General features: G+C 72.4%; 19 protein-coding genes. 7 read left to right on the top strand and 12 right to left on the bottom strand.

What is annotated here, in order from left to right; all coding sequences use genetic code 11:
• Positions 1-9: 9 nt before the first annotated feature.
• The 11 genes from pufM to MKL01_RS25645 all read right to left on the bottom strand — a co-directional run bounded on the left by pufM (position 10) and on the right by MKL01_RS25645 (position 9857).
• Entirely contained in the window at positions 10-990 is a 981-nt protein-coding gene (pufM, locus tag MKL01_RS25695) for a photosynthetic reaction center subunit M (RefSeq protein WP_243907997.1), read from the bottom strand.
• A gap of 80 nt (positions 991-1070) precedes the next feature.
• Positions 1071-1895 carry a photosynthetic reaction center subunit L gene (pufL, locus tag MKL01_RS25690; protein ID WP_243907996.1) on the bottom strand — a complete coding sequence of 275 codons (825 nt, stop codon included), beginning with the start codon at positions 1893-1895 and terminating at the stop codon, positions 1071-1073.
• A gap of 82 nt (positions 1896-1977) precedes the next feature.
• On the bottom strand, positions 1978-2169 hold the full coding sequence (pufA, locus tag MKL01_RS25685; RefSeq protein ID WP_243907995.1) for a light-harvesting antenna LH1, alpha subunit: 192 nt from the start codon (positions 2167-2169) through the stop codon (positions 1978-1980).
• A gap of 10 nt (positions 2170-2179) precedes the next feature.
• Positions 2180-2416, bottom strand: a complete 237-nt coding sequence (pufB, locus tag MKL01_RS25680; RefSeq protein ID WP_243907994.1) for a light-harvesting antenna LH1, beta subunit — start codon at positions 2414-2416, stop codon at positions 2180-2182.
• Positions 2417-2540: 124 nt separating this feature from the next.
• A complete protein-coding gene (locus MKL01_RS25675) occupies positions 2541-2762 on the bottom strand; it encodes a hypothetical protein (protein WP_243907993.1) in 222 nt (73 codons plus the stop codon).
• Between the two features lie 35 nt (positions 2763-2797).
• A complete protein-coding gene (gene bchZ / locus MKL01_RS25670) occupies positions 2798-4264 on the bottom strand; it encodes a chlorophyllide a reductase subunit Z (protein ID WP_243907992.1) in 1467 nt (488 codons plus the stop codon).
• Positions 4264-5793, bottom strand: coding sequence for a chlorophyllide a reductase subunit Y (gene bchY / locus MKL01_RS25665; RefSeq protein ID WP_243907991.1), 1530 nt, complete (start codon positions 5791-5793; stop codon positions 4264-4266). Before bchY ends, bchZ begins: the two co-directional genes overlap by 1 nt.
• A gap of 5 nt (positions 5794-5798) precedes the next feature.
• Positions 5799-6803 carry a chlorophyllide a reductase iron protein subunit X gene (locus MKL01_RS25660; RefSeq protein ID WP_243907990.1) on the bottom strand — a complete coding sequence of 335 codons (1005 nt, stop codon included), beginning with the start codon at positions 6801-6803 and terminating at the stop codon, positions 5799-5801.
• Complete coding sequence (gene bchC / locus MKL01_RS25655; RefSeq protein ID WP_243907989.1) at positions 6800-7738, bottom strand: chlorophyll synthesis pathway protein BchC; 939 nt, start codon at positions 7736-7738, stop codon at positions 6800-6802. Before bchC ends, MKL01_RS25660 begins: the two co-directional genes overlap by 4 nt.
• Before the next feature lie 98 nt (positions 7739-7836).
• Positions 7837-8958 (bottom strand): acetylserotonin O-methyltransferase, encoded by a 1122-nt coding sequence (locus tag MKL01_RS25650; protein WP_243907988.1) that lies wholly within the window; start codon positions 8956-8958, stop codon positions 7837-7839.
• Between the two features lie 29 nt (positions 8959-8987).
• Positions 8988-9857, bottom strand: a complete 870-nt coding sequence (locus tag MKL01_RS25645; RefSeq protein ID WP_243907987.1) for a polyprenyl synthetase family protein — start codon at positions 9855-9857, stop codon at positions 8988-8990.
• Between the two features lie 108 nt (positions 9858-9965).
• Between MKL01_RS25645 and crtD the strand changes: the two genes are divergently transcribed.
• Positions 9966-11501, top strand: coding sequence for a 1-hydroxycarotenoid 3,4-desaturase CrtD (crtD, locus tag MKL01_RS25640; RefSeq protein WP_243907986.1), 1536 nt, complete (start codon positions 9966-9968; stop codon positions 11499-11501).
• Complete coding sequence (locus tag MKL01_RS25635) at positions 11498-12361, top strand: carotenoid 1,2-hydratase (protein ID WP_243907985.1); 864 nt, start codon at positions 11498-11500, stop codon at positions 12359-12361. The genes crtD and MKL01_RS25635 overlap by 4 nt, the downstream gene beginning before the upstream one ends.
• A gap of 87 nt (positions 12362-12448) precedes the next feature.
• Here MKL01_RS25635 and MKL01_RS25630 read toward each other — a convergent pair whose 3' ends face one another.
• Positions 12449-13738: a glycosyltransferase family 87 protein gene (locus MKL01_RS25630; protein WP_243907984.1), complete on the bottom strand. Its 1290-nt coding sequence runs from the start codon at positions 13736-13738 to the stop codon at positions 12449-12451.
• A 145-nt stretch (positions 13739-13883) separates the two neighbouring features.
• On the opposite strand from MKL01_RS25630, the gene MKL01_RS25625 reads away from it, so the two are divergent.
• Genes MKL01_RS25625 through MKL01_RS25605 form a run of 5 tightly spaced genes read left to right on the top strand, consistent with a single transcriptional unit; the run spans position 13884 to position 21040 of the window.
• Positions 13884-15122: a glycosyltransferase family protein gene (locus tag MKL01_RS25625; RefSeq protein WP_243907983.1), complete on the top strand. Its 1239-nt coding sequence runs from the start codon at positions 13884-13886 to the stop codon at positions 15120-15122.
• Positions 15119-16396, top strand: a complete 1278-nt coding sequence (locus MKL01_RS25620; RefSeq protein WP_243907982.1) for a glycosyltransferase family 4 protein — start codon at positions 15119-15121, stop codon at positions 16394-16396. The genes MKL01_RS25625 and MKL01_RS25620 overlap by 4 nt, the downstream gene beginning before the upstream one ends.
• Positions 16384-18321 carry a glycosyltransferase gene (locus tag MKL01_RS25615; protein ID WP_243907981.1) on the top strand — a complete coding sequence of 646 codons (1938 nt, stop codon included), beginning with the start codon at positions 16384-16386 and terminating at the stop codon, positions 18319-18321. Before MKL01_RS25620 ends, MKL01_RS25615 begins: the two co-directional genes overlap by 13 nt.
• Complete coding sequence (locus MKL01_RS25610; RefSeq protein ID WP_243907980.1) at positions 18318-20159, top strand: ABC transporter ATP-binding protein; 1842 nt, start codon at positions 18318-18320, stop codon at positions 20157-20159. The genes MKL01_RS25615 and MKL01_RS25610 overlap by 4 nt, the downstream gene beginning before the upstream one ends.
• Positions 20159-21040, top strand: a complete 882-nt coding sequence (locus MKL01_RS25605) for a hypothetical protein (RefSeq protein ID WP_243907979.1) — start codon at positions 20159-20161, stop codon at positions 21038-21040. The genes MKL01_RS25610 and MKL01_RS25605 overlap by 1 nt, the downstream gene beginning before the upstream one ends.
• Positions 21041-21095: the final 55 nt, after the last annotated feature.

The raw sequence follows: 21095 nt of genomic DNA, 5'->3' as shown, positions 1-21095 counted from the left end.
ACGGCCTCCTCACGGCCTCGGGCCGGGTGCGAGATGGGCGGGATCCACGATCGGGCCGTAGACCTGCGGATAGGAGGGCGCGACGTGGTGCTTGACCGCCCAGAGGTACCAGTTGTCGACCACGGTGCCGGTCAGAAGGATGCCGATGCCGCCGGTCAGGGTGGTGAGCACCGCGAACCACCACGCCCAGCGGTGGATCGACTCCATCGTGGCGTTGAAGCCCATGGTCCAGCGCCAGAACAGGGCGGCCCGCTCGGTGGCCGTGCCGCGGTCGACGATCTGGTCGATCTCGCGCTCCGCCCCGTAGCGCGAGCAGGCCAGGATCGTGCCCCCGTGCATCGCGAACAGCAGCGTCGACCCGTAGAGGAACGTGATCGAGAGCATGTGGAACGGGTTGTAGAACAGGTTGCCGTAGCGGAGCGAGAAGGCTGCGGTCCAATCCAGGTGGGGGAAGAGCCCGAAGGGTACCGCCTCCGACCAGGACCCCATCAGCAGGGGACGGATGAAGCCGAGGACGAGGTAGAGCCAGATCGCCGAGGCGAAGGCCCACGGCACGTGGAGGCCGAGGCCGAGCGCCCGGGCGCGCTTGTAGAGATGCGTCCACCAGAGCAGGATCGAGGCCGTGAGGAAGAAGCCGGCGATCAGCCACCAGCCCCCCTCGTTGAGGGGCGGCAGGACCTTGAGGCCGTATTTCGGCAGCGGCGGCTCCAGGGCGAGCCAGGGCAATTGTCGAACGAACTGCACCGGGTTCCAGTTCACCGACGCCCACATGTTGAGCCCGATGATCTCGAACGCGATCAGCCCGCACGTGATCGAGAGTGCCGCCAGGTAGCCGATGTAGATCGGCCCGACCTGCGAGTTGCCGATGAGGCCGAACAGGTAGCTGTTGAACGGCTTGCCGACCCGGTCGTCGACCGCGACCGGCACGCCCTGGTCCGGCACGAGCGGGCGGACCTGAACCTGCGTGAAGATGTTCTGGTAATAGGCCATGGCCTGCCCTCCCCGGAGTGCCGCGCCGTCGGGCGGCGGCGACCCGTGTTACCCGCGTCGTCTCGTCGGCGTTTCGCCGGTCATCGCCAGACCGGAAGGTTGAGCCACCAGCCCCACCATTGCGGCCAGCCCTGCGTCCAGAACGGCCCGCTGATCACGATGCAGACCGCGCTCCAGAACCCCGCCGACAGCGCCAGGAACAGGCCGAGGCGGTGGATGCCGAGGGTGCCGATCGAGTAGCCGATCGTGTCCCGGAAGAACGTATCCTCGTGCTCGGGCGTCTTTACGGTCTCGCCCTTCGACGGGTTGGTCGCGGCCAGGATCAGGCCGCCGTGCATGGCCAGCGCCAAGGTGGTAGTGAAGAAGAACGACACCGCCAGCATGTGTGCCGGATTGTAGTGGAAGTGTAGATATTGATATCCCGTATTCGAAACCCAATCGAGATGGCTGAGGATGCCGTACGGGAAGCCGTAACCCCAGGCGCCCATCAGGAAGGGCCGGATCACCACCAGGGTAAAATAGGCGAAGATCGCCATGCCGAAGGCCGCCGGCACGTGATAGCCGATCCCGAGCTTCCGGCAGATCTCCACTTCGCGCAGAGCCCACGAGACGAAGGATCCGAGGGCGCAGAACGTGATGATCTGCCAGAGGCCGCCCTCCCTGAGCGGCGCGAGCCTGAGGCCGTAGCTGATGTCGGGCGGCGCGATATTGATCTGCCAGACGTTCCAGGTCGGTCCGATCGCCGCGCCGTAGATCACGAGGGCGGTGCCGAGCACCGTGAAGAACAACCCGACCACGCCGAAGAATCCGACGAAGAACGGCCCGACCCAGAAGTCGAAGAGGTCGCCGCCGAGCAAGGTGCCGCCGCGGACCCTGTATTTGCGCTCGAAGCTCAGCATCGCCATGGCGGCTGCTCCTCAGTCAGGCCGGAGAAGGGAATGGGATGGGGTGACCGCGGCCCTCGCGCGCCGCGGTCCGGACCGGCGGTCAGGCCGGCATCTGCGGCAGCGCGAGCGTGATCGAGTTCTCGGCGGCCTTGTTGTTTCTCGGGCCGTCCAGCCAGTTGAACCGGTCGGTCGAGAGCAGGATGAAGTGGATCAGCAGCGCCAGGATGAAGAGGAAGGTGAACAGAGCCACCAGCGTGCGCCGCGGATCGAAGAGAAGCCAAACCTTATGCATCCGATCCTCCTCAGCCGATCATCGTGACGAGGGCGCGGGCCGCATCGGTGACGCCTTCGAGAGAGGCGTAGCCCTGCGGTCCGGGAAGCCACGGGCGCCACAACCAGACGAGGATGTGGGCGACCACGGCAATCGCCGTGAAGATGAGGAAGCTCGTCAGGAAGATCGCGTGGAACTCCTTGGCCTCCGGTTCCGTCAGCCCGGACAGGCTGCTCGGTCTTTCTGTAGTGACGGGTCCACTCGCCATCGTTCAGACCTCCGTGTGTTGGCCGCGCTCCTCGCGAAGCGCGACGGGTTCAGCCGTGATGCCTTGGACGATCACGGCCCGACTTCCCCCGCGTCACCGGACGGAAGCATCTCGATCAGGGCGTTCAGCCCATGAAGGCGAAGGGGATGGCCTGCACCGCCATGGCGCGGGCCTCGCCGAAGACCGACCGGCGCGCCTGCGTGAGGCCGGGCCGCGACCCGTCCCGGGCGGGCCGGACCCGTCCGAGCGCCGCGGCAGCGAGGAAGAACGGGTAGGTCGCCGCGAGGATCAGCCGGAACTGGAGCTCTTCCTGGTGAAGGCGGGCGTTCGGGACCATCGTTCGCATCGTCAGGTCTCCTTTGGGGGACAGGGAAATCGGGGTCATGCCGGGATCCCCCCGGCAAAATCGGCGCGGGCGCGCTCCACATGGCCGGCCGCGACGGCGTGGGCGTCGGTGGTGCGGGCGGCGCGCTCGGCGGCGTCGCGCAGGCGCTTGGCGGCCGAGATGCGGGCGAGCACCGGCTGGGCCTCGACCAGGGCGTCCAGCGCCTGCCGGGCGGCCTCGTCCCAGGGCAGCTCCGCGTGGCGCCGGGCCGGGGTCGCCTCGACCTTGTCCATGTCGCGGGCGAGCGGCAGAATGTGGAAGAGCGTGTCGAACAGCGCGTTGCAGACTTCCTGGACCAGGTAGGTCGCCCCGGCGTAGCCCATGAACGGCGTTCCGGTGTGCCGCCGGATGATCGCGCCGGGGAACGAGGCCGGGACGTAGGTCGCCCGCGCCCCGCACTCGGCAAGGTACATCCGCTCGTTGAACGAGCCGAACAGCACCAGCGGCGGCGTGGCGGCGATCGCCGCCCGCACGGCGTCGTTGTCGGGCTTCTGACCCGCCGTGCGGCCGAAGGCGAAATGGCAGGGCAGGCCCATCTCGTCCTCGAGGAAATGACGCACGCCCCGGGCGTAGGTCTCGGTGGCGACGATGCCGAAGCTCGCCGTGCCGAAGAAGTCCTGCGTCACCGACCGCCACAGGTCCCAGACCGGCTTGATCGTGGTGTGGCGCTCCCGCTCGATGAACGGCTCCGGATCGAGGCCGAGGATCGCCCCGAGGGAGCGCAGGAACTTGGTGGTGGACAGGATGCCGATCGGCGCCTGGAGGTAGGGACGCTCCAGATCCTCGCAGAGCAGGCGGCCGAACTCGCGGTAGAGGCAGACGTTGGCGTCGGCGTTGACGAGCTTGGGCACGTCCGCGAGGTGCGAGCCCAGCGGGAAGGTCAGGTTCACCTCGGCGCCGATGCCCTCGACCAGCCGCCGGATCTCCGCGAGGTCGGAGGGCATGTTGAAGGTGCCGTAGGCCGGTCCGATGAGGTTCACCCGCGGCTTGTCGCCGGGCTTCTTCTCGGGCCGGGCCGGGATGCCCTTCTTGGCGAACTTCCTGGCCCCGTATTCCTGCCAGAGCCAGCGCATGGCCCGGTCGGCCGCCTGCCACTGGTCCTCGTCGATGGTGCGGGGCAGGAAGCGCTGGAGCCCGGTGCCCTCGGGGGTCACGCCGCCGCCGATCATCTCGGCGATCGAGCCGGTGACCACGACGCTCGGCAGGCCCGGATCGAGGGTGGCGTGGGCGCGCTTCATCGCGCCCTCGGTGCCGTGCCGGCCGAGTTCCTCCTCGGCGAGGCCCGTGACGACGATCGGAAGCTCGTGCGGCGGCAGCGCGTCGGTGTAGTGCAGCACCGAGGTCACCGGCAGGTTCTCGCAGCCCACCGGACCGTCGATGACGACCTGCAGGCCCTTGATCGCCGCGAAGACGTAGACCGCGCCCCAGTATCCGCCGGCCCTGTCATGATCGAGGATCAGCATCACGCCATCTCCCCGATCGGCTTCTTCGGGCCTTCGATCTTCGGGCCCTGCCGCCGCTGCGGCACCTCCTGCCACACGCCGGCGGCGTAGCCGGTGCCGACGCCCTCGAAGAAGTCGCGCATGGCATCGAAGCGCGGCTTGTTGCCGAGCGCGGCGTTGATCACCGTGGCGAGGGAGCCGGCCCCGGCCGCGCCCATCAGCGGGCGCGCCGAGATCAGGTTGGTGAAGTACAGCGCCGGGGTGCCGCGCTCCTTGGCCCGCTGCACCACCGGGGTCGTGCCGATGGCGAGGTCGGGCTTGAGCGACTCGAGGGCGTAGAGGTCGTCCTCCAGGGAGGCGCGGTAGTGGACCTCTGTGCCGCGCGCCTCCAGCCAGTCGCGGTCGGCCTCCGACCAGGGCGTGCGCGGGCAGGCGGTGCCGACATACGGGACCTCGGCGCCGCTCTCGACCAGCAGGCGCGCCACCAGCAACTCCGAGCCCTCGTAGCCCGACAGCGTGATCCGGCCCTTGATCGGCTTGGCGGCGAGCGCGCCGCGGATGCCGGGGAGCAGGCGGTTCTTGGCGGCCTCGACGGTGGCGCGGGGCACGGCGCAGGCCTCGCCGATCCGGTCGAGCCAGTCGGCGGTACCGTCGACGCCCACCGGGGCCGAACCGACGATCGGCCGGCCGGCGGCCTCGAACTCGCGGATCGAGGCCGTGTAGAACGGGTGGATCGCCGCCACCGCGGCGCAATCGAGGGCCGCGTAGAGTTCCCGCCACTCGCGGGTCGGCACCACCGGTCCGGCCGACAGGCCGAGGGGCTCGAGGAGCGATCCGATCACCACAGGGTCGGCGGGGAAGACCTCGCCGAGCAGCGCCACACTCGGGCGCTCCGACCGGCCGCCGCGGGGGGCGGCCACCGGGCCCTGCTCGGCCTCCGCGCGGGCGACCTTGAGCATGGCGCCGGCCAGCACGTCCTTGGCCTCGGCATGGGTCGGGACCCCGAAGCCCGGGACGTCGATGCCGATCACCCGGACGCCGTCGATCTCCTTCGGCAGCAGCCGAAGCGGGACGCCCGAGGCCGTCGGCACGCAGAGGTTGATGACCACGACGGCATCGTAATCCGCCGGCTTCGCGATGGCGTGGACCGCTTCGCGGATGTCCTCGAACAGCTTGCCGGTGACCAGCGTCTCCGAATTGAACGGGACGTAGCCGACGCTGCGCCGGGCGCCGTAGAAATGGGACGTGAAGGTCAGGCCGTAGACGCAGCAGGCGGAGCCGGAGAGGATCGTGGCGGTCCGGCGCATGCGCAGGCCGACCCGGAGCGAGCCGAAGGCCGGGCACATGCTCTGCGGCTGGTCGTGCGGGCCCTGCGGATAATCGCTGCGCAGCTGCGCCAGCGTCTCCGACATCCCGGCGGCCTCGGCGGCCGCCACCATGGCGTCCTTGCCGGCGTGGCAGCCGAGCCCGTCGCCCTGCGCGGCGGCGAGATCGACATTGGCCGGCGCCTTGCGGGCCCGCAGATCGGCGATGTCGAGGGAGACGGCCATGCGCGTCAGACCTCGTCGTACACGACTTCGAGGGACGGCTTGGACACGTGGGCGACGCCGCACATGTCCTCGTGGGTCGCCGGGACCAGCACCACGTCGCGGCCCGTCGTCTCGCTGGAGAACAGGCCGAGGAGGCCGTCCTGGGTCAGCGGGGTCGGCCGGTGCGGCGCGGCCTCGGCGACGTTGGCGGCGAGGTCCGAGAACAGCGAGCCCCAGCGGCCCTCCGGCCGGCCGATGATCTCGTAATTCGCGCTCTTGCGCCGGATGTCGTCGTCCGCCGGGATCGAGGCCAGGACCGGGATGCCGGCGGCCTCCGCGAAGGCCTGGGCCTCGCCGGTGCCGTCGTCCTTGTTGATCACCAGGCCGCCGACGCCGACATTGCCGCCGAGCTTGCGGAAATACTCCACCGCCGAGCAGACGTTGTTGGCGACGTAGAGCGATTGCAGGTCGTTCGAGCCGACGACGATGACCTTCTGGCACATGTCCCGGGCGATCGGCAGGCCGAAGCCGCCGCAGACCACGTCGCCCAGGAAGTCGAGCAGGACGAAGTCGAAGCCCCAGTTGTGGAAGCCCAGCTTCTCCAAAAGCTCGAAGCCGTGGATGATGCCGCGGCCGCCGCAGCCGCGCCCGACCTCTGGACCGCCGAGCTCCATGGCGTAGACGCCGTCGCGCTTGAAGCAGACGTCGCCGATCGCCACCGCCTCGCCGGCGAGCTTCTTCCGGGTCGAGGTCTCGATGATCGTCGGGCAGGCCTTGCCGCCGAATAGCAGCGAGGTCGTGTCGCTCTTCGGGTCGCAGCCGATCAGCAGGACCTTCTTGCCCTGCTGGGCCATCATGTAGCTGAGATTGGCCAGGGTGAACGACTTGCCGATGCCGCCCTTGCCGTAGATCGCGATGATCTGCGTCTCCTTCTTCACCGGTGCGGTCGGCACCGCGTCCGGCTCGATCGCCGCTTCGGCGCGGAGCTGGGTGGCCTGGCTGAGGGCGGCCTTGTTGAGCTGAACGTTCACGCGGCGTCCCTCCAGTCGAGGATCATCTTCAGGCAGGCCGGATCCGCGAACGCGGTCCGGTAGGCGTCCTGTGCCTGCGTCGCCGGGACGCGATGCGTGATCAGCCCGTCGAGGGAGAGCCGGCCGCTGTCGATCAGCCGGGTGACCGCCGCCGTGTCCTCGGCCCGGAACTCCGCGGAGATCCGGATCCGGGCCTCGCGCATGAAGGCGGGCGGGAAGGCGAAGCTGAGGGGCGCCTCGTAGAATCCCGCGAGGACGATCTCGCCGCCGGGTGCCAGCCGGGCGATCAGATCATCGAGTCCGGCGGCATGGCCGCTCACGTCGGTGATCACCGCGTAATCCCGGCGCGGATCGGTCCCCGGTGACAGGACCGGATAGGCATGGTCGCCCGCGGCGCGGACCGGGTCCGTCTCCCAGACGGTCGGTTCTGCACCGGCCGCCAGGGTCAGGCGGGCGAGCAGCCGCCCGAGCACGCCGTGCCCGACGATGAGCGGGGTCGCCCCCGGCTTTAGGCCGCCGAGGGCGCGATGCGCGGTCGCCGCGAGGGCGAGCAGGCAGGCGTCGGCGCCGAGGGCGGGATCCACTGGAACAAGGCGTGCCGCAGGTGCGACCAGATGGGAGGCGGCGCCGCCGAACAGCCCTTTGACGGCACCGAAGCAGCGGGCACCCGGCACGTACACCGTCTGGCCGACCCGAACCGAGCCGCCGGCATCGGCCTCGACGACGGTCCCGACGGACTCGTAGCCCGGGACCAGCGGGTATCCCATGCCGGGAAACGGCGGCATGCGGCCCGACCACAGCAGACGCTCGGTCCCCGTGCTGATCCCGCTCCAGGACACCGCCACGACCGCGTCGGTATCGGCCGCCGGCGTCAGCGGCAGTCGCTGGACCGCCAGCTGCTCCGGGCCTCCGAGGATGACGGCGAGAGCGTCCATAGCTGGGAAATTCCGCCCTGTGCTTGGCGACTCTCGGATGGGGGAGCCGTTAAGTGTCATCCTAGATAGACACACGTCAGCGTCAAGTGACACTTACATTATGGCGCTTGTTTTTTGGCCCGGATCACACGGGTGAGCAGCGGGCGGCGGGTCGGAAGTTCCCGCGACGAGGCAAACCCCGCGGCCCGAAGCATGGCGTGGAGTTCTTCCGCGCGACGCGGGCGGCCGGAGCCCATCGCCAGCAGGTAGAAACCGAAATACGCGTCGCCGACCGGCGCGGCGCCCGGGGTGCCTGCCATCGGCTCCGCGAGGAGCAGGAGGCCGCCCGGCGGCAGCGCGGCGTGGGCGGCCTTCAGCATGGCGAGGGCCGGCCCGTCGTCGTGATCGTGGACGATGCGGACGAGGGAGATCGCGTCGGCGCCGGTGGGCAGTCCGTTGTGGAAATCCCCGCCGCGACAGCTGATCCGGCCTTCGAGACCGACGCGCGCGAGGCGGTCGGCGGCGCGCTCGGCGACCGGCGGAAGGTCGAACAGGGTCAGGCGCGGGCCGGCATGCCGTCGGGCGACGGCCTCGAGAAAGGCCCCCTCGCCACCGCCCACGTCCATCAGGTGCCGGACCCGCGCGAGATCGCAGACGTCGAGCACGTCTTCGGCGATGAGCGCCTGCGAGGCGCCCATCAGGCCGCCGTAGGGCGCGACGGACTGCGCGTCGCCCGTCTGGCCGGCGGCGTAGGGCCAGTAGGTCGAGAGCCGGGTCGGCTGAACGTTGCCGCGCAGGAGCGATACGGGATCGGCCAGATCGGCGTAGAGCAGCGCGTGGTGCTCCACCATCGCGGCGATGCCGGGATTGCCGACCAGGGCGGCGCCGAGATCGGCCAGCCCGAAGCGGTCGCCCGACAGGCCGCGCAGCAACCCGAGCGACTCGGCCGCCCGGAGCAGGCGCCGGGCGTTCTCCGGAGGCAGTTCGAGACGCCGCGCCAGCGCGGCGACCGTCGCCGGGCCCTCGGCCAGGATGGCGAACAGATCCAGCCGGATGCAGGCGGCGAGCACCTGCGCGTAGACGAAGCCCGCGCAGAGATCGAACAGCGCCCGGGTGTTGCGCCGGGCGATCCCGCGGGTCAGCGGGAAACCCGCCGCCCAGCGCTGGAAGCGGGGGCTCGCGACGAGGCGGTTGCGCCATGCGAGCCACCGGTCCGCCCAGGCGGACGGGACCGGCGGCACCGTGCCGGTCCCGGGAAGCGAGCCGGCGCTCAGGCCATCACCGCGCGCAGGCTCGCGGGCAGGAACAGCCGCGCCTGCGCCTCGATCTCGGCGGTGAGTTCGGCCGCGCCGGGGCAGTCCGGGATCGCCGCCACCGCCTCCCGGGTGAGCCGCGACAGGCGCTCCATCGCGCCGCCCATGCCGAGCAGCGCGGCGGCGTTGGGGCGGCCCAGGGTGGCGTCGCGCCCGGCGGGCTTGCCGATCTCTTCCTGGCGGCAGGCCACGTCCCGCAGGTCGTCGGCCACCTGGTAGGCCTCGCCGAGACACTCGCCCAGCCTGCGCCAGGGCTCCGGCTCGGCCCCGGCGGCCGCGGCGCCCGCCACCGTGGCGGCGGCGAACAGCGCCCCGGTCTTGGCCTGCTGGTAGTCGCTCAGGCTGATATGCGCCTCCGATTCCCAGGCTTGCCCGGCTGCAATGCCGGACGGCGAGCCCGCGGCGCGCCCGAGCAGGCCGACGAGGCGGACCAGACGTCCCGGATGCGGCCCGCAGGCCCGGGCCAGGGTCTCGAAGGCCAGCACGATGAGCGCGTCGCCGGTCAGCACGGCGATCGGTTCGCCGAAGGCGACATGGACCGAGGGCTTCTGGCGACGCGTCGGCGCGTCGTCGAAGCACGGCAGATCGTCGTGGACCAGGGACGCGCAGTGGAGGAGTTCGATCGCCGCCGCGGCGGCCTGGGCGCCCGCGGGATCATCGTCGCCGCAGGCTCTGGCCACGGAGAGGCACAGGCGCGGGCGGATCCGATGTCCTCCGGGGAAGACCGCGTAGCGAAGGGCTTCGGCCAGGAGCGGCGGTGCGCCCGGCGCCTCCGCGTAGGCCACGGCGCGATCCAGCGCGCCCTCGATTCGCCGACCGGACTCCATGGGCTGCCCCCGGTGTTGTTTGCGGTTGTCAGCAACAAGTGTCATTTCTTATTGACACTTTGGCGGCCGGAGATCAATCCGGTTTCGCGGGCGGAGCGCGGAGCGAGCGTGGCGCAAGAGCGCGTCGTTGTGATCGGAGCCGGGATCGGCGGCCTTGCAGCCGCCGTTCGGCTGGCGGCCGCCGGACTTGACACCACGGTCGTCGAGAGGGCGCCGCATCCCGGCGGGAAGATGCGCAGCGTCCCGGCGGGCGGGCGCGCCATCGAGGCGGGCCCGACCGTGTTCACCATGCGCTGGGTGTTCGAGGAGCTGTTCGCCGATTGTGGCGCGCGCTTCGGCGAGCGGATCGCGCTGGCTCCGGCGACGCTTCTCGCCCGCCATGCCTGGAGCTCCGACGAGAGGCTCGACCTCTTCGCGGATGTCGAGGCGTCGGCGGCTTCGATCACGGCCTTCGCGGGTGCCCGGGAGGCGGATGGCTACCGGCGCTTCTGCGCCCGGTCGGCCGAGGTCTACAGGACGCTGGAGGGTCCGTTCATCCGCGAGGGGCGGACCAACCCCGCCGGCCTCGCGCGCCGGGTCGGCCTCTCGGGCCTCGGCGACCTCTGGCGGATCCAGCCCTTCGCCACCCTCTGGTCCGCGCTTGGGACGTTCTTCCACGATCCGCGCTTGCAGCAGCTGTTCGGCCGCTATGCCACCTATTGCGGCGCCTCCCCGTTCAGCGCGCCCGCGACGCTGATGCTCGTCGCCCATGTCGAGCAGGCGGGCGTCTGGACGATCGCGGGCGGCCTCAGCAACCTGGCGCGGGCCGTGGCGGACCTCGCCGCCGAGCGGGGGGCGGCGTTCCGCTACGGTCGCTCGGTCGAGCGGATCCTCACCGAGGCGGGCCGCGTCACCGGCGTGGTCCTGGCGGACGGCGAGCGGATCCCGGCCGACCGGGTGGTCTGCAACGCCGATTGTTCCGCGCTGGGCGCCGGCCTGTTCGGGCCGGAGGTCGCGGCGGCGGGCGAGCGGCTCGCCCCGGACGAGCGCTCCCTCTCCGCCGTGACGCTCTGTGCCGTGGCGACCGCGCGGGGCTTTCCCCTGGCGCACCACACCGTCTTCTTCGGGCGGGACTATCGCGCGGAATTCGACGCGATCCTGCGGGCGCGGCGCCTGCCCGCGGATCCGACCGTCTACGTCTGCGCCCAGGATCGGACCGAGGCCGGCCCGGCGCCCGAAGGGCCCGAGCGCCTCTTGATGCTCGTCAACGCCCCGGCGGACGGCCGGGAGCGCCCGCTCACGCCGCCGGAGATCGAGACATGCGCCAGGACCCTGTTCCGCCGGCTGGAGGCCTGCGGGCTGACCCTGGACCTGGCATCGCCGGCAATGACGACGACGCCGCGGGATTTCGAAGCCCTGTTTCCCGGGACGGGGGGCGCCCTCTACGGACGGGCGGCCCGGGGATGGGCGGCGACCTTCAAGCGCGCGGGCGCGCGGACGGCGGTGCCGGGCCTCTACCTGGCGGGGGGCTCGGTCCATCCCGGCCCGGGCGTGCCGATGGCGGCGCAGTCGGGCCGGCTGGCGGCGGCGGCGATCCTGGACGACCTCGCTTCGACGGCGCGGTCGCGCGGGGCGGCTACGCGTGGTGGTACGTCGATGCGGTGAGCGACGACGGAAGTCAGGGCCTCACCGTCATCGCGTTCATCGGCAGCGTGTTCTCGCCCTACTACGGGTGGAGCGCCGACCGGGACCCGTTCGCCCATTGCGCGATGAACGTGGTCCTGTACGGCGCCCGCAGCCGCTTCGCCATGACCGAGCGCGGCGCCTCCAGCGTGTCGCGCAGCGCGGACCACATCGCCATCGGTCCGAGCGCGATGCACTGGGACGGCACCGCTCTGACGATCCGGATCGACGAGCGCGGCGCGCCGGTGCCGCGCCGGCTCCGCGGCACGGTGCGGCTGGAGCCCCGCGGCTTCACGGGCGGCCCGTTCCACCTCGACCGGGCCGGCCGGCACCGGTGGTGGCCGATGGCCCCGGCCTCGCGGGTGGAGGTCGCCTTCGACGAGCCGGGGCTGCGCTGGAGCGGCAGCGGCTACTTCGACACGAACGACGGCGACGAGCCCCTCGGGGCGGCCTTCTCCAGCTGGACCTGGTGCCGGGCCGACCTGCCGGACGGCGCCGCGATCCTGTACGATGTCCGCCACCGCGAGGGGGGCGGCCAAAACCTGTCGCTGCGCTTCTCCGCCGACGGCGGCCGCCGCGAGATCCGCCCGCCCACCGCCGCGTCCCTGCCGAAGACCTCGTTCTGGCGCATGGCCCGCGACACCCGCAGCGACGACGGCCGTGCGCGGGTGCTCGCCACCTACGAGGACACGCCGTTCTACGCCCGGTCGCTGCTGGCTTCGACGCTCTGCGGCGAGCCCGTGCGGGCGATGCACGAGAGCCTGTCGCTGGACCGGTTCCGGAACCCGCTGGTGCAGCTCATGCTGCCCTTCCGGATGCCGCGCCCGCTGAACCGGGCATGAGCGTCGGGTCCGGCGGACGGGCCGACGGTTGGCAGCCCGACGACCGATCCGATCGGCGATCGCGCGCCGCCGCCCTCGGCCGATCCTTCAGGCCGCCGCGTGGCGGCGCCCCGGAACGGACCACGGCGCCACCCGATGCGCGATGCACGCGAGGGTCGCGAGGCTCAGGATCAGCCCGAGGGAGAGCCCGGTGAAGCCCGCAGTCTCCCGGATCACCGCGGCGAGCGGCGCGGCGCAGACGAGGACGCGCTCGTGCGGCCGCAGGCCGCCCGTCCGGTGCGCCACGAGCGCCGACAGCAGCGTCGCCGGCACCAGCGGCGCGAGGTCGTAGACCGGGACGTAGGGCGACAGCAGCGGCCCGGCCGCGAGGAGGGCGGCGGCGCGCAGGTCCGGGTCGGCGGGTCGTAGCCATGTCCGGAGCGCGACCGCCAGGGCCAGGAGCGCCGACGCCGCCTGCAGCGTCCACGCGGCGGCCGTCGAGCCGCCCAGCAGCCGGACGGCGCCGAAGGCGCTGGCGTTCAGTTCCAGGCCGGCCATCGCCTTCTGCAGGATGATGCGGTTGGTCTCGCCGAGGGTGCCCAGGAAGCCGATCCAGGGTGCGGTGCCGAACAGCGCCAGCGAAGCGAGGCAGAGCGTCAGGATCGTCGCGAGGCACGACGCGAGGCAGGCGCGGCGGCTGGTGAGGAGCAGGAGCAGCGGCGCCAGGCTGGCGAATTGCGGCTTGTAGGCCAGGAGGCCGAAGCAGATCCCGGCGAGAACCGGACGCCGGTCGACCAGAACGGCGCCGAGGGTGAGCAGCGACGCGGTGAACAGGCCGTTCTGTCCGTAGGCGAGGTTGCAGAGGACCAGCGGATGGGCGAGCGCGACGCAGGCGGCATCCGACCGGCCGGCTGCGACCCGCATTGCCAGCGCGAAGACCGTGAGGGACAGGATCGTCCAGAGCAGGAAGGCCGGCTGTGGGTCCAGGGTCGCCAAGGCGGCGGCGGGCAGGAGGAAGACCGGCGGGTAGTGCCACGCGAACCGGCATTCGGGCCCGAAGGCGGCCTTCAGGTTCTCCAGATGGACCGGCAGGTCATAGGGTTCGCCACCGCGCCCCTCCAGCGCCGATCGGCCCGCCACCCAGACCTGGCTGAAATCGTTGCCGAGCATGTCGCCGTACCAGTTCCGCCGCGGCTCCGGTCCCGTGCCGTACACGATCACCACCAGGGCGAACCCGAGCGGCACCAGCACGGCGGCGGCGCGCCGGGCGAAGACGAACAACCGGGCATCGCTGCGGAACAGGTCGGCGATGTCGGCCCGGAGAGCCGCCCGGCGCGGGACGGGTCGTTCCGGTGAGAAGCCTCCTGCCGGTGCCGGGGGCGATGAGGGCACAAGCATGGCGGGGCCTTCGGTTTCGATCCGGCGGAATCCTAGGTGCGGACGGTTCCGCCGCGGTTAACAGGAGGGTTTGCCGCACGACGCAGCTTGTGCGAGAGGGCGGCGGCTGCGATCCTCGCGCCGTCAACCAAGGCGGTCATTCTCGATGCGCGTGGACGAGCCGACCCCCGCCTGCCGTGTCCTGATCTACAGCCACGACACCTTCGGGCTCGGCCACCTGCGCCGCTCGCGGGCGATCGCGAACGCGATCGTGTCGCGCAACCGTGGGTCGCGGGCGATGATCGTCTCCGGGTCGCCGGTGATCGACCGGTTCGCCTTCGCGCCGGGCGTGCGGACGGTCCGGCTGCCGCCGGTCACCAAGTTCCCCGACGGCAACTACGCCAGCCTTGACGCGTCGATCCCCCTGGCGATCACCGTCGCGCAGCGCTCGGCGGTGATCGCCCGGGCCTGCGAGGCGTTCCGGCCCGACGTGATCCTCGTCGACAAGGAGCCGTCGGGCTTTCAGGGTGAATTGATGCCGGTCCTGGAAGCCGCCTCCGCCCGCGGGGTCCGGCTGGTCCTCGGCCTGCGCGACGTGCTCGACGATGCCGACCGGCTTGTGCCGGAATGGGAGCGCAAGGGCGCGGTCGAGACGATGGCGCGGTTCTACGACGAGATCTGGGTCTACGGCCTCAGCCGCATCCACGCGCCCCTGGCGGCACTGCCGCTCGACCTCGCGATGGCCGCGCGGATCGACGCCCGGCTGACCTACACCGGCTATCTCCGCCGGGACCTCCCGGAATGCCGCGCCGGCCGCGAGGAGCCCGCCATGGCGGATGGGCCCTTCATCCTCGTGACCCCCGGCGGCGGCGGCGACGGGGCGGCGCTGATCGACTGGGTGATCGCCGCCTACGAAGCCGATCCCGGGATTCCGCTCCCCGCGCTCATCGCGTTCGGGCCGTTCCTCGAAGCCGCCGACCGCGAGGGTTTCGCGGCGCGCATCCGCCCGCTTGCCGGCCGGCTCGCCGCCATCACCTTCGACAGCGAGATCGAGTTCCTGATGCGCAAGGCCGCGGGCGTGGTGGCGATGGGCGGCTACAACACGTTCTGCGAGATCCTCTCCTTCGACCGGCGCGCCATCCTCGTCCCCCGAACGGAGCCTCGCCGGGAGCAGGCGATCCGCGCGCTGGCCGCGGAGCGTCTGGGTCTCGTGCGGGTCCTGATGGAGTCGGACGGGCGGTCCCCGGCGCGGATGGCCGCGGCGCTGCGCGCCCTTCCGGATCAGACCGAGCCGTCGCGGGTCCTGGTGCCGGGCCTGCTCGACGGGCTCGACGCGGTGGCGCGCCGGGTCCGGGCCCTAGCCGGGGCCGGCGCCGACCGGCCGTCGCTGCGGGCCTTCTCGTGAGGGCCGGCCGGATCGCCGTGGTGCTGAAGGGCTACCCGCGGCTGTCCGAGACCTTCATCGCCCAGGAGGTGCTGGCGCTTGAGCGGCGCGGCCTGCCGCTGGAGATCTGGTCGCTGCGCCAGGGCGACCGCGCCCGCCATCCGATGCATCGGCAGATCCGCGCCCCGGTGGCTTACCTGCCGGAATACCTGCACACGGCGCCTGTGCGGGTGTTGCGCGGCCTCGCCGCCGCCCTGCGGCGGCCGTGCCTGCCCGCGCTCCTCGCCCTCTTCGCCCGCGACCTGCGGCGCGACCCCTCGGTGTCGCGCCTGCGCCGCCTCGGGCAGGCCCTGGTGCTCGCCCGCGAGCTGCCGGACGGGGTGAGCCACATCCACGTGCATTTCCTCCACACCCCCGCCAGCGTCGCGCGCTACGCCGCGCTCCTGACCGGGCGCAGCTGGAGCTTCTCGGCCCACGCCAAGGACATCTGGACCACGCCGGACTGGGAACTGGCCGAGAAGCTGCGCGACGCCGCCTGGGGGGTGACCTGCACCCGGGACGGGCTGGCCCGCCTCGAGAGCTTGGCCCCGGGCCGGACGGGGCTCGCCTATCACGGCCTCGATCTCGGCCGCTTCCCCGCACCGCCGGCGCGGCGCGAGCCCCGCGACGGCTCCGATCCGGGGGCGCCGCTCCGGCTGCTCTGCGTCGGCCGCCTCGTCGCCAAGAAGGGGCACGACGACCTGATCGACGCCCTCGCCACCCTCCCCCGCGCCCTGCACTGGCGCCTCGAGCTGATCGGAGGCGGCGAGCGGGCGCGCAGCCTGGAAGCGCGCGTCGGCGCGCAGGGCCTCGCCGGCCGGATCGCGTTCCGGGGGGCGCTGCCGCAGCCCGACGTGGTCGCGGCGATGCGCGAGGCCGACCTGTTCGTCCTGCCGACCAAGGAGGCTCCGGGGGGCGACCGGGACGGGCTTCCGAACGTGCTGATGGAGGCCGCGAGCCAGGCGCTTCCGATCCTGGCGACCGCCTTCGGGGGCACCCCGGAATTCATCACCGCCGGCGTCCACGGCCTGCTGGTTCCGGCGGGGGATCCCGCCGCGCTGGCCGCCGCCCTGGTGCGGCTCGGGCGGGATCCGGAACTGCGGCACAACCTCGGCACCGCCGCGCGGGCCCGGCTGGTGCGCGACTTCTCGGAGGAGGCCGCCGTGGCGCTGATCGCCGACCGGCTGCGGGCGTCCGCGGGTCTGCCGGCTCCGGCACGGGAGGCCGGCTCGGGATTGTCCGCATGCGCGTCCTGATTGCGGTCACGCATCTCCTCGGCGCCGGGCATCTCACCCGGGCCGCGGCGCTGGCCCGAACCTTCGCGGGAGCCGGTCACGAGGCCGTCCTGGTGTCGGGCGGGGTTCCGGCCCCGATGGTGCGCCTCGACGGCGTGCGCCTCGTGCAGCTGCCGCCGCTGCGGATCGCCGGCACGGACTTCGGCACGCTCCTCGGTCCCGACGGCGTCGCCGCCGATCCGGACCTGCTGGCGCGCCGCCGCGCCCTGACGATCGAGACCGTCGCGGCGTTCGCACCGGACGCGGTCCTCACCGAACTGTTTCCCTTCGGGCGGCGGGCGCTCGCAGGGGAGTTCCTGGCCCTGGTCGAGGTTGCCCGCGCCCTCCGACCGCGTCCGCTGGTTCTGGCCTCCGTGCGCGACATCCTGGTCGTCTCCGCGAGGCCGGAGCGGATTGCGCAGGCCCATCACCGGGTGGCGACCCTCTACGATGCCGTGCTGGTGCACGGCGATCCGTCGCTCGCTCCCCTCGACGCTTCCTGGCCGCTCGATCCCGCTACGGCCGCGAAGGTCCGCTACACCGGCTACGTGGACGAAGGCGACCGCGCCGGACCGGCCGTCGCCCGCGCGGGTGTTCTGGTTGCCGCCGGATCGGGACCGGCGGGCCTGACCCTGCTGCGCACGGCGGCGGATGCGGCCCGACGGCGGCCGGACCTCGGCTGGCGGATCCTGGCGGGTCACGGAGTGCCGGAGCCGGCCCTGACCGTGATCGCGCGGGGCCTGCCGGAGGGGACCGTGACGCGGGCGCGGTCCGACTACCGGGCGCTTCTGGCCGGCGCCGCCGTCTCGGTGAGCCAGAGCGGCTACAACACCGTGGTCGATCTCCTGGCGACCGGAACGCCAGCGGTGCTGGTGCCGTTCGAGGCCGGCGGCGAGACCGAGCAGCGGTTGCGCGCGGAACGCGTGGCCGCCCGCGGCCTCGCCCGGCTGCTTCCGGAAGCGGAAGTCTCCGGCGACACGCTCCTCCGCGCCGTGGACGCGCAACGCGCTGCACCCCTGCCCGGCCCGCACGGGATCGACCTCGGGGGCGCCCGCCGCTCGGTGGCGATCGTCGAGGCCCTGCACGCCGGGCGCAGTGCGCCCGGGCGCGCGGGGCGGTCCGGGTTCGACGCGGTGCGAAGGGCGCTCGACGCCGCCGCCGCCCCCGACCGGTCGGTGCCGTTCTTCTGGCGCGACGACGACGCGGTGACCGCGACCCGGGCCCTCGACCGCCTGATCGGCCTCGCCGAAGCGCACGCCGTCCCGCTCCTCCTCGCCGCCATCCCGGCCGGGCTGGAACCCACCCTCGGTCGCCGGATCGAGGGCGCCGGAGGGGTGAGCGTCGCGATCCACGGCCTCGCCCACCGCAACCATGCCCCGGCCGGGGAGAAGCCGGCGGAGTTCGGCGCCCACAGGCCCTTCGAGGCCCTGCGGGCCGACGCCGCGGCGGCCTTCCGGATCGCCCGGGACCGTCTGCCGGCGGCGGTGCTCCTGCCGGTCTTCGTGCCGCCCTGGAACAGGCTGGCGCCGTCGCTCGCGGCCGTCCTGCCGGATCTCGGCTATCGCGGCCTCTCCGCGGTTCCCGGCCCACCGGTCCCGGGCCTCCGGCGGTGGGACGCCACGCTCGACCCGATCGACTGGCGCGGCGGGCGCTCCCTGGCCGATCCGGACGCGCTGCTGCGGGGGCTCGCGGCCGATATCGCGGCTGGGCGGACCGTGGGCCTGCTGACCCATCATCTGGCCCACGACGCGGCCATCTGGCGTTTCGTGGAGGACCTCCTTTCGCTCCTCCTCGGACATCCCGCGGTACAACCCCTCGATTTTCGTCGCCTGTGCGAGCCCGTCGCGGTGGACTCCGGGGCGCCACCGTCTAACTCTCCGGTTTCCGAGATCGCGAGGAGCGCGTGAGCTCGCTGCTGTCCATCCGCGACCTCGCGGTCGCGTTCCGCACCGAGACCGGACCGTTCGAGGCGTTGCACGGCCTGTCCCTCGACGTGCTGCGCGGGCGCACCCTGGCGCTCGTCGGCGAGTCGGGATCGGGCAAGTCGGTGACCGCGCAGGCGATCCTGCGGATCCTGCCGCCATCCGCCACCATCACGAACGGGCGGATTCTCTTCCGGGACGGAACCTCGGAGACCGACATCGCACGACTGCCCGCCGAGGGTCCGGCGATGCGGGCGATCCGCGGGCAGCGCATCGCGATGATCTTCCAGGAGCCGATGACCTGCCTGTCGCCGCTGCACACGATCGGCGACCAGATCGGCGAGGCCCTGCGCATCCACACCGGCGCCGACCGGAGGGAGGCCGATGCGCGGACGCAGGAGGCGCTCGCCCGCGTCGGCTTCCCGGACCCGCGCCGCGCCCTCCGGACCTACCCGTTCGAGCTGTCGGGGGGCCTGCGCCAGCGCGCCATGATCGCCATGGCGCTGATCCTCAAGCCCGCCCTGCTGGTCGCCGACGAGCCGACCACGGCGCTCGACGTCACCACTCAGGCCCAGATCCTCGCCCTGCTGGCCCGGCTCCAGGAGGAGACCGGCATGGCGATCCTGCTGATCACCCACGATCTCGGCGTGGTCGCCAACATCGCCCACGACGTGGCGGTGCTCTATCGCGGTCGCCTCGTCGAGGCCGGGCCGCGCGATACGGTGATGCGCGTCCCCGGCCACGCCTATCTTCAGGCGCTCCTCCGGGCCGTGCCGCGCTTCGACATGGCGCCGGACGAGCGGCTGACCCCGATCCGCCCGGCGCGGGCCGAGATCCCGCCGACGCAGCTGCGCGCGCCCCTCGACGGTCCCCTCCTCCAGGTCGAGGGCGTGACCAAGAGCTTCACCCTGCGGTCGGGTCGGTTCTGGCAGAAGCCGCGGGTCGTGCACGCGGTCTCCGACGTGTCGCTGGTCCTGAAGACCGGCGAGACTCTCGGCCTCGTCGGCGAGTCGGGCTCGGGCAAGACCACGGTCTCGAAGATGATCATGCGCGCGCTTCAGCCGGATTCCGGCCGGATCCTGTTCGACGACGGCGGCGGCCCGCGGGACGTCCACGGCCTCTCCGGCGACGCTCTGTTCGCCTATCGGCGCACGGTCCAGTTCGTGTTCCAGGACCCCTACGCCTCGCTGGATCCGCGCATGACGGTGCGCCAGATCCTGTCCGAGCCGATGGAGATCCACGGGGTCCCGGCGGCGGAGCGTCGGGAGCGCTGCCGCGCCCTGATGGCGATGGTCGGCCTGGAGCCGGGCGGCCTCGGGCGCTACCCGCACGCCTTCTCGGGGGGGCAGCGCCAGCGCATCGGCATCGCCCGGGCGCTGGCGGCGAAGCCGCGCCTGCTCGTGCTCGACGAGCCGGTCTCGGCCCTCGACGTATCGGTGCAGGCGCAGATCCTGAACCTGCTCAAGGACCTCCAGGCGGCTCTAGGGCTGTCCTACCTCATCGTGTCCCACAACTTGGCGGTGATCGACTACATGGCCGACACGATCAGCGTTATGTGCCGGGGCCGGATCGTCGAGGAGGCCCCCCGCGCCGCCCTGTTCCGCCGACCCATGCATCCCTACACCCGGGCGCTGCTCGCCGCGGTGCCGGACCCGAGCCTCGACCACCCCCTCGACTTCGCGGCGGTCGCTGGCGACCGGAACGACCCGTCCCGCTGGGAGGCGCCGTACCGGCTGGCACCCGACGAGGCCGGGACCATGCGGACCATCGAGGCCGGCCACCGGGTGCGATACGGGGCCGCGCAGGCCGCGGAGGCCGCGTGATGCAGCAGCGCCCCCCCGTGATCCTGGAGCGCCTGCGGCGCAGGGTGCTGTCGCCGCTGTTCGACCGCCTCGGCTACGATCTCGTCCCTGCGGCGTCCGACTGGAGCCACCGGCCGACCTCGGAGCGCGAGGTCGCGACGCTGCTCGGATCCGCGGCGGCGATCCTGGAGCGCGACCTCTCCGCCGCCGGCCTGACGCCGGACGGCGACGTTCTCGAACAGGTCCGGACGTTCTGGTCGCTGATCCCGACCGCCCCCGTCCGGCAGCGCCGGGGCGGCAGCGGATTCAACGGCGCCCTTCAGCTCTACGTGGCGATGCGCGCGCTGAGACCGGACTTCGTGATCGAGTCGGGCGTGTTCCGGGGGCTGACTACCTGGGTGATCCGGCAGGCCTGCCCGGGCGCCGCGATCTTCTGCCACGACCCCGACCTGTCGGGACTGCAGTACCGGGACGCCCGAGCGCGCTACAGCTCCGCCGACTGGTCGAGTGCGGATTGGTCCGCGGTGGATCCGAGCCGCACGGTGGCGTTCTTCGACGATCACGTGGCCCAGGGGCGGCGGGTCGTGGAGGCACATGCCCGCGGCCTCACCCGGCTGCTGTTCGACGACGACGCGGCCGCGCACCGGATCCACGCCCATGGCGGCCCGGCCCATCCGACCATCGCGATGATCACCGGACCCGCGGGGAGCCCGGAGCCGATCCGCTGGACGCGGAACGGCCGTGCCTTCGAGCAGCCGGCGGACGATGCCCTCCTGCGCCGGGCGGGCGGGCTGATCGCGCGGTCCCACGCCTTCGACGACCTGCACCGGGCGACGGGCTATTCACCGGCGCGACTAACCTCTGTGACCCTGCGGACCGGGACGCCGGAGGTTCGATCGTGACCGGGGCCGGCACCGGCGCCGTTTCCCCCTTCGTGTCGATCGGCGGGGATGGCGG

The organism is Methylobacterium sp. J-070 (assembly GCF_022829385.1).
Lineage (GTDB): Bacteria > Pseudomonadota > Alphaproteobacteria > Rhizobiales > Beijerinckiaceae > Methylobacterium.
Note: the sequence above shows the minus strand (reverse complement) of the source record. Positions and strands in the feature narration are given on the sequence as shown.

Excerpts from the sequence above, each read along its gene's own strand:
- pufM (WP_243907997.1), bottom strand. The coding sequence starts at position 990 with ATGGCCTATTACCAGAACATCTTCACGCAGGTTCAGGTCCGCCCGCTC.
- pufL (WP_243907996.1), bottom strand. The coding sequence starts at position 1,895 with ATGGCGATGCTGAGCTTCGAGCGCAAATACAGGGTCCGCGGCGGCACC.
- pufA (WP_243907995.1), bottom strand. The coding sequence starts at position 2,169 with ATGCATAAGGTTTGGCTTCTCTTCGATCCGCGGCGCACGCTGGTGGCT.
- pufB (WP_243907994.1), bottom strand. The coding sequence starts at position 2,416 with ATGGCGAGTGGACCCGTCACTACAGAAAGACCGAGCAGCCTGTCCGGG.
- MKL01_RS25675 (WP_243907993.1), bottom strand. The coding sequence starts at position 2,762 with ATGCGAACGATGGTCCCGAACGCCCGCCTTCACCAGGAAGAGCTCCAG.
- bchZ (WP_243907992.1), bottom strand. The coding sequence starts at position 4,264 with ATGCTGATCCTCGATCATGACAGGGCCGGCGGATACTGGGGCGCGGTC.
- bchY (WP_243907991.1), bottom strand. The coding sequence starts at position 5,793 with ATGGCCGTCTCCCTCGACATCGCCGATCTGCGGGCCCGCAAGGCGCCG.
- bchC (WP_243907989.1), bottom strand. The coding sequence starts at position 7,738 with ATGGACGCTCTCGCCGTCATCCTCGGAGGCCCGGAGCAGCTGGCGGTC.
- MKL01_RS25645 (WP_243907987.1), bottom strand. The coding sequence starts at position 9,857 with ATGGAGTCCGGTCGGCGAATCGAGGGCGCGCTGGATCGCGCCGTGGCC.
- MKL01_RS25630 (WP_243907984.1), bottom strand. The coding sequence starts at position 13,738 with ATGCTTGTGCCCTCATCGCCCCCGGCACCGGCAGGAGGCTTCTCACCG.
- MKL01_RS25625 (WP_243907983.1), top strand. The coding sequence starts at position 13,884 with ATGCGCGTGGACGAGCCGACCCCCGCCTGCCGTGTCCTGATCTACAGC.
- MKL01_RS25615 (WP_243907981.1), top strand. The coding sequence starts at position 16,384 with ATGCGCGTCCTGATTGCGGTCACGCATCTCCTCGGCGCCGGGCATCTC.
- MKL01_RS25605 (WP_243907979.1), top strand. The coding sequence starts at position 20,159 with ATGCAGCAGCGCCCCCCCGTGATCCTGGAGCGCCTGCGGCGCAGGGTG.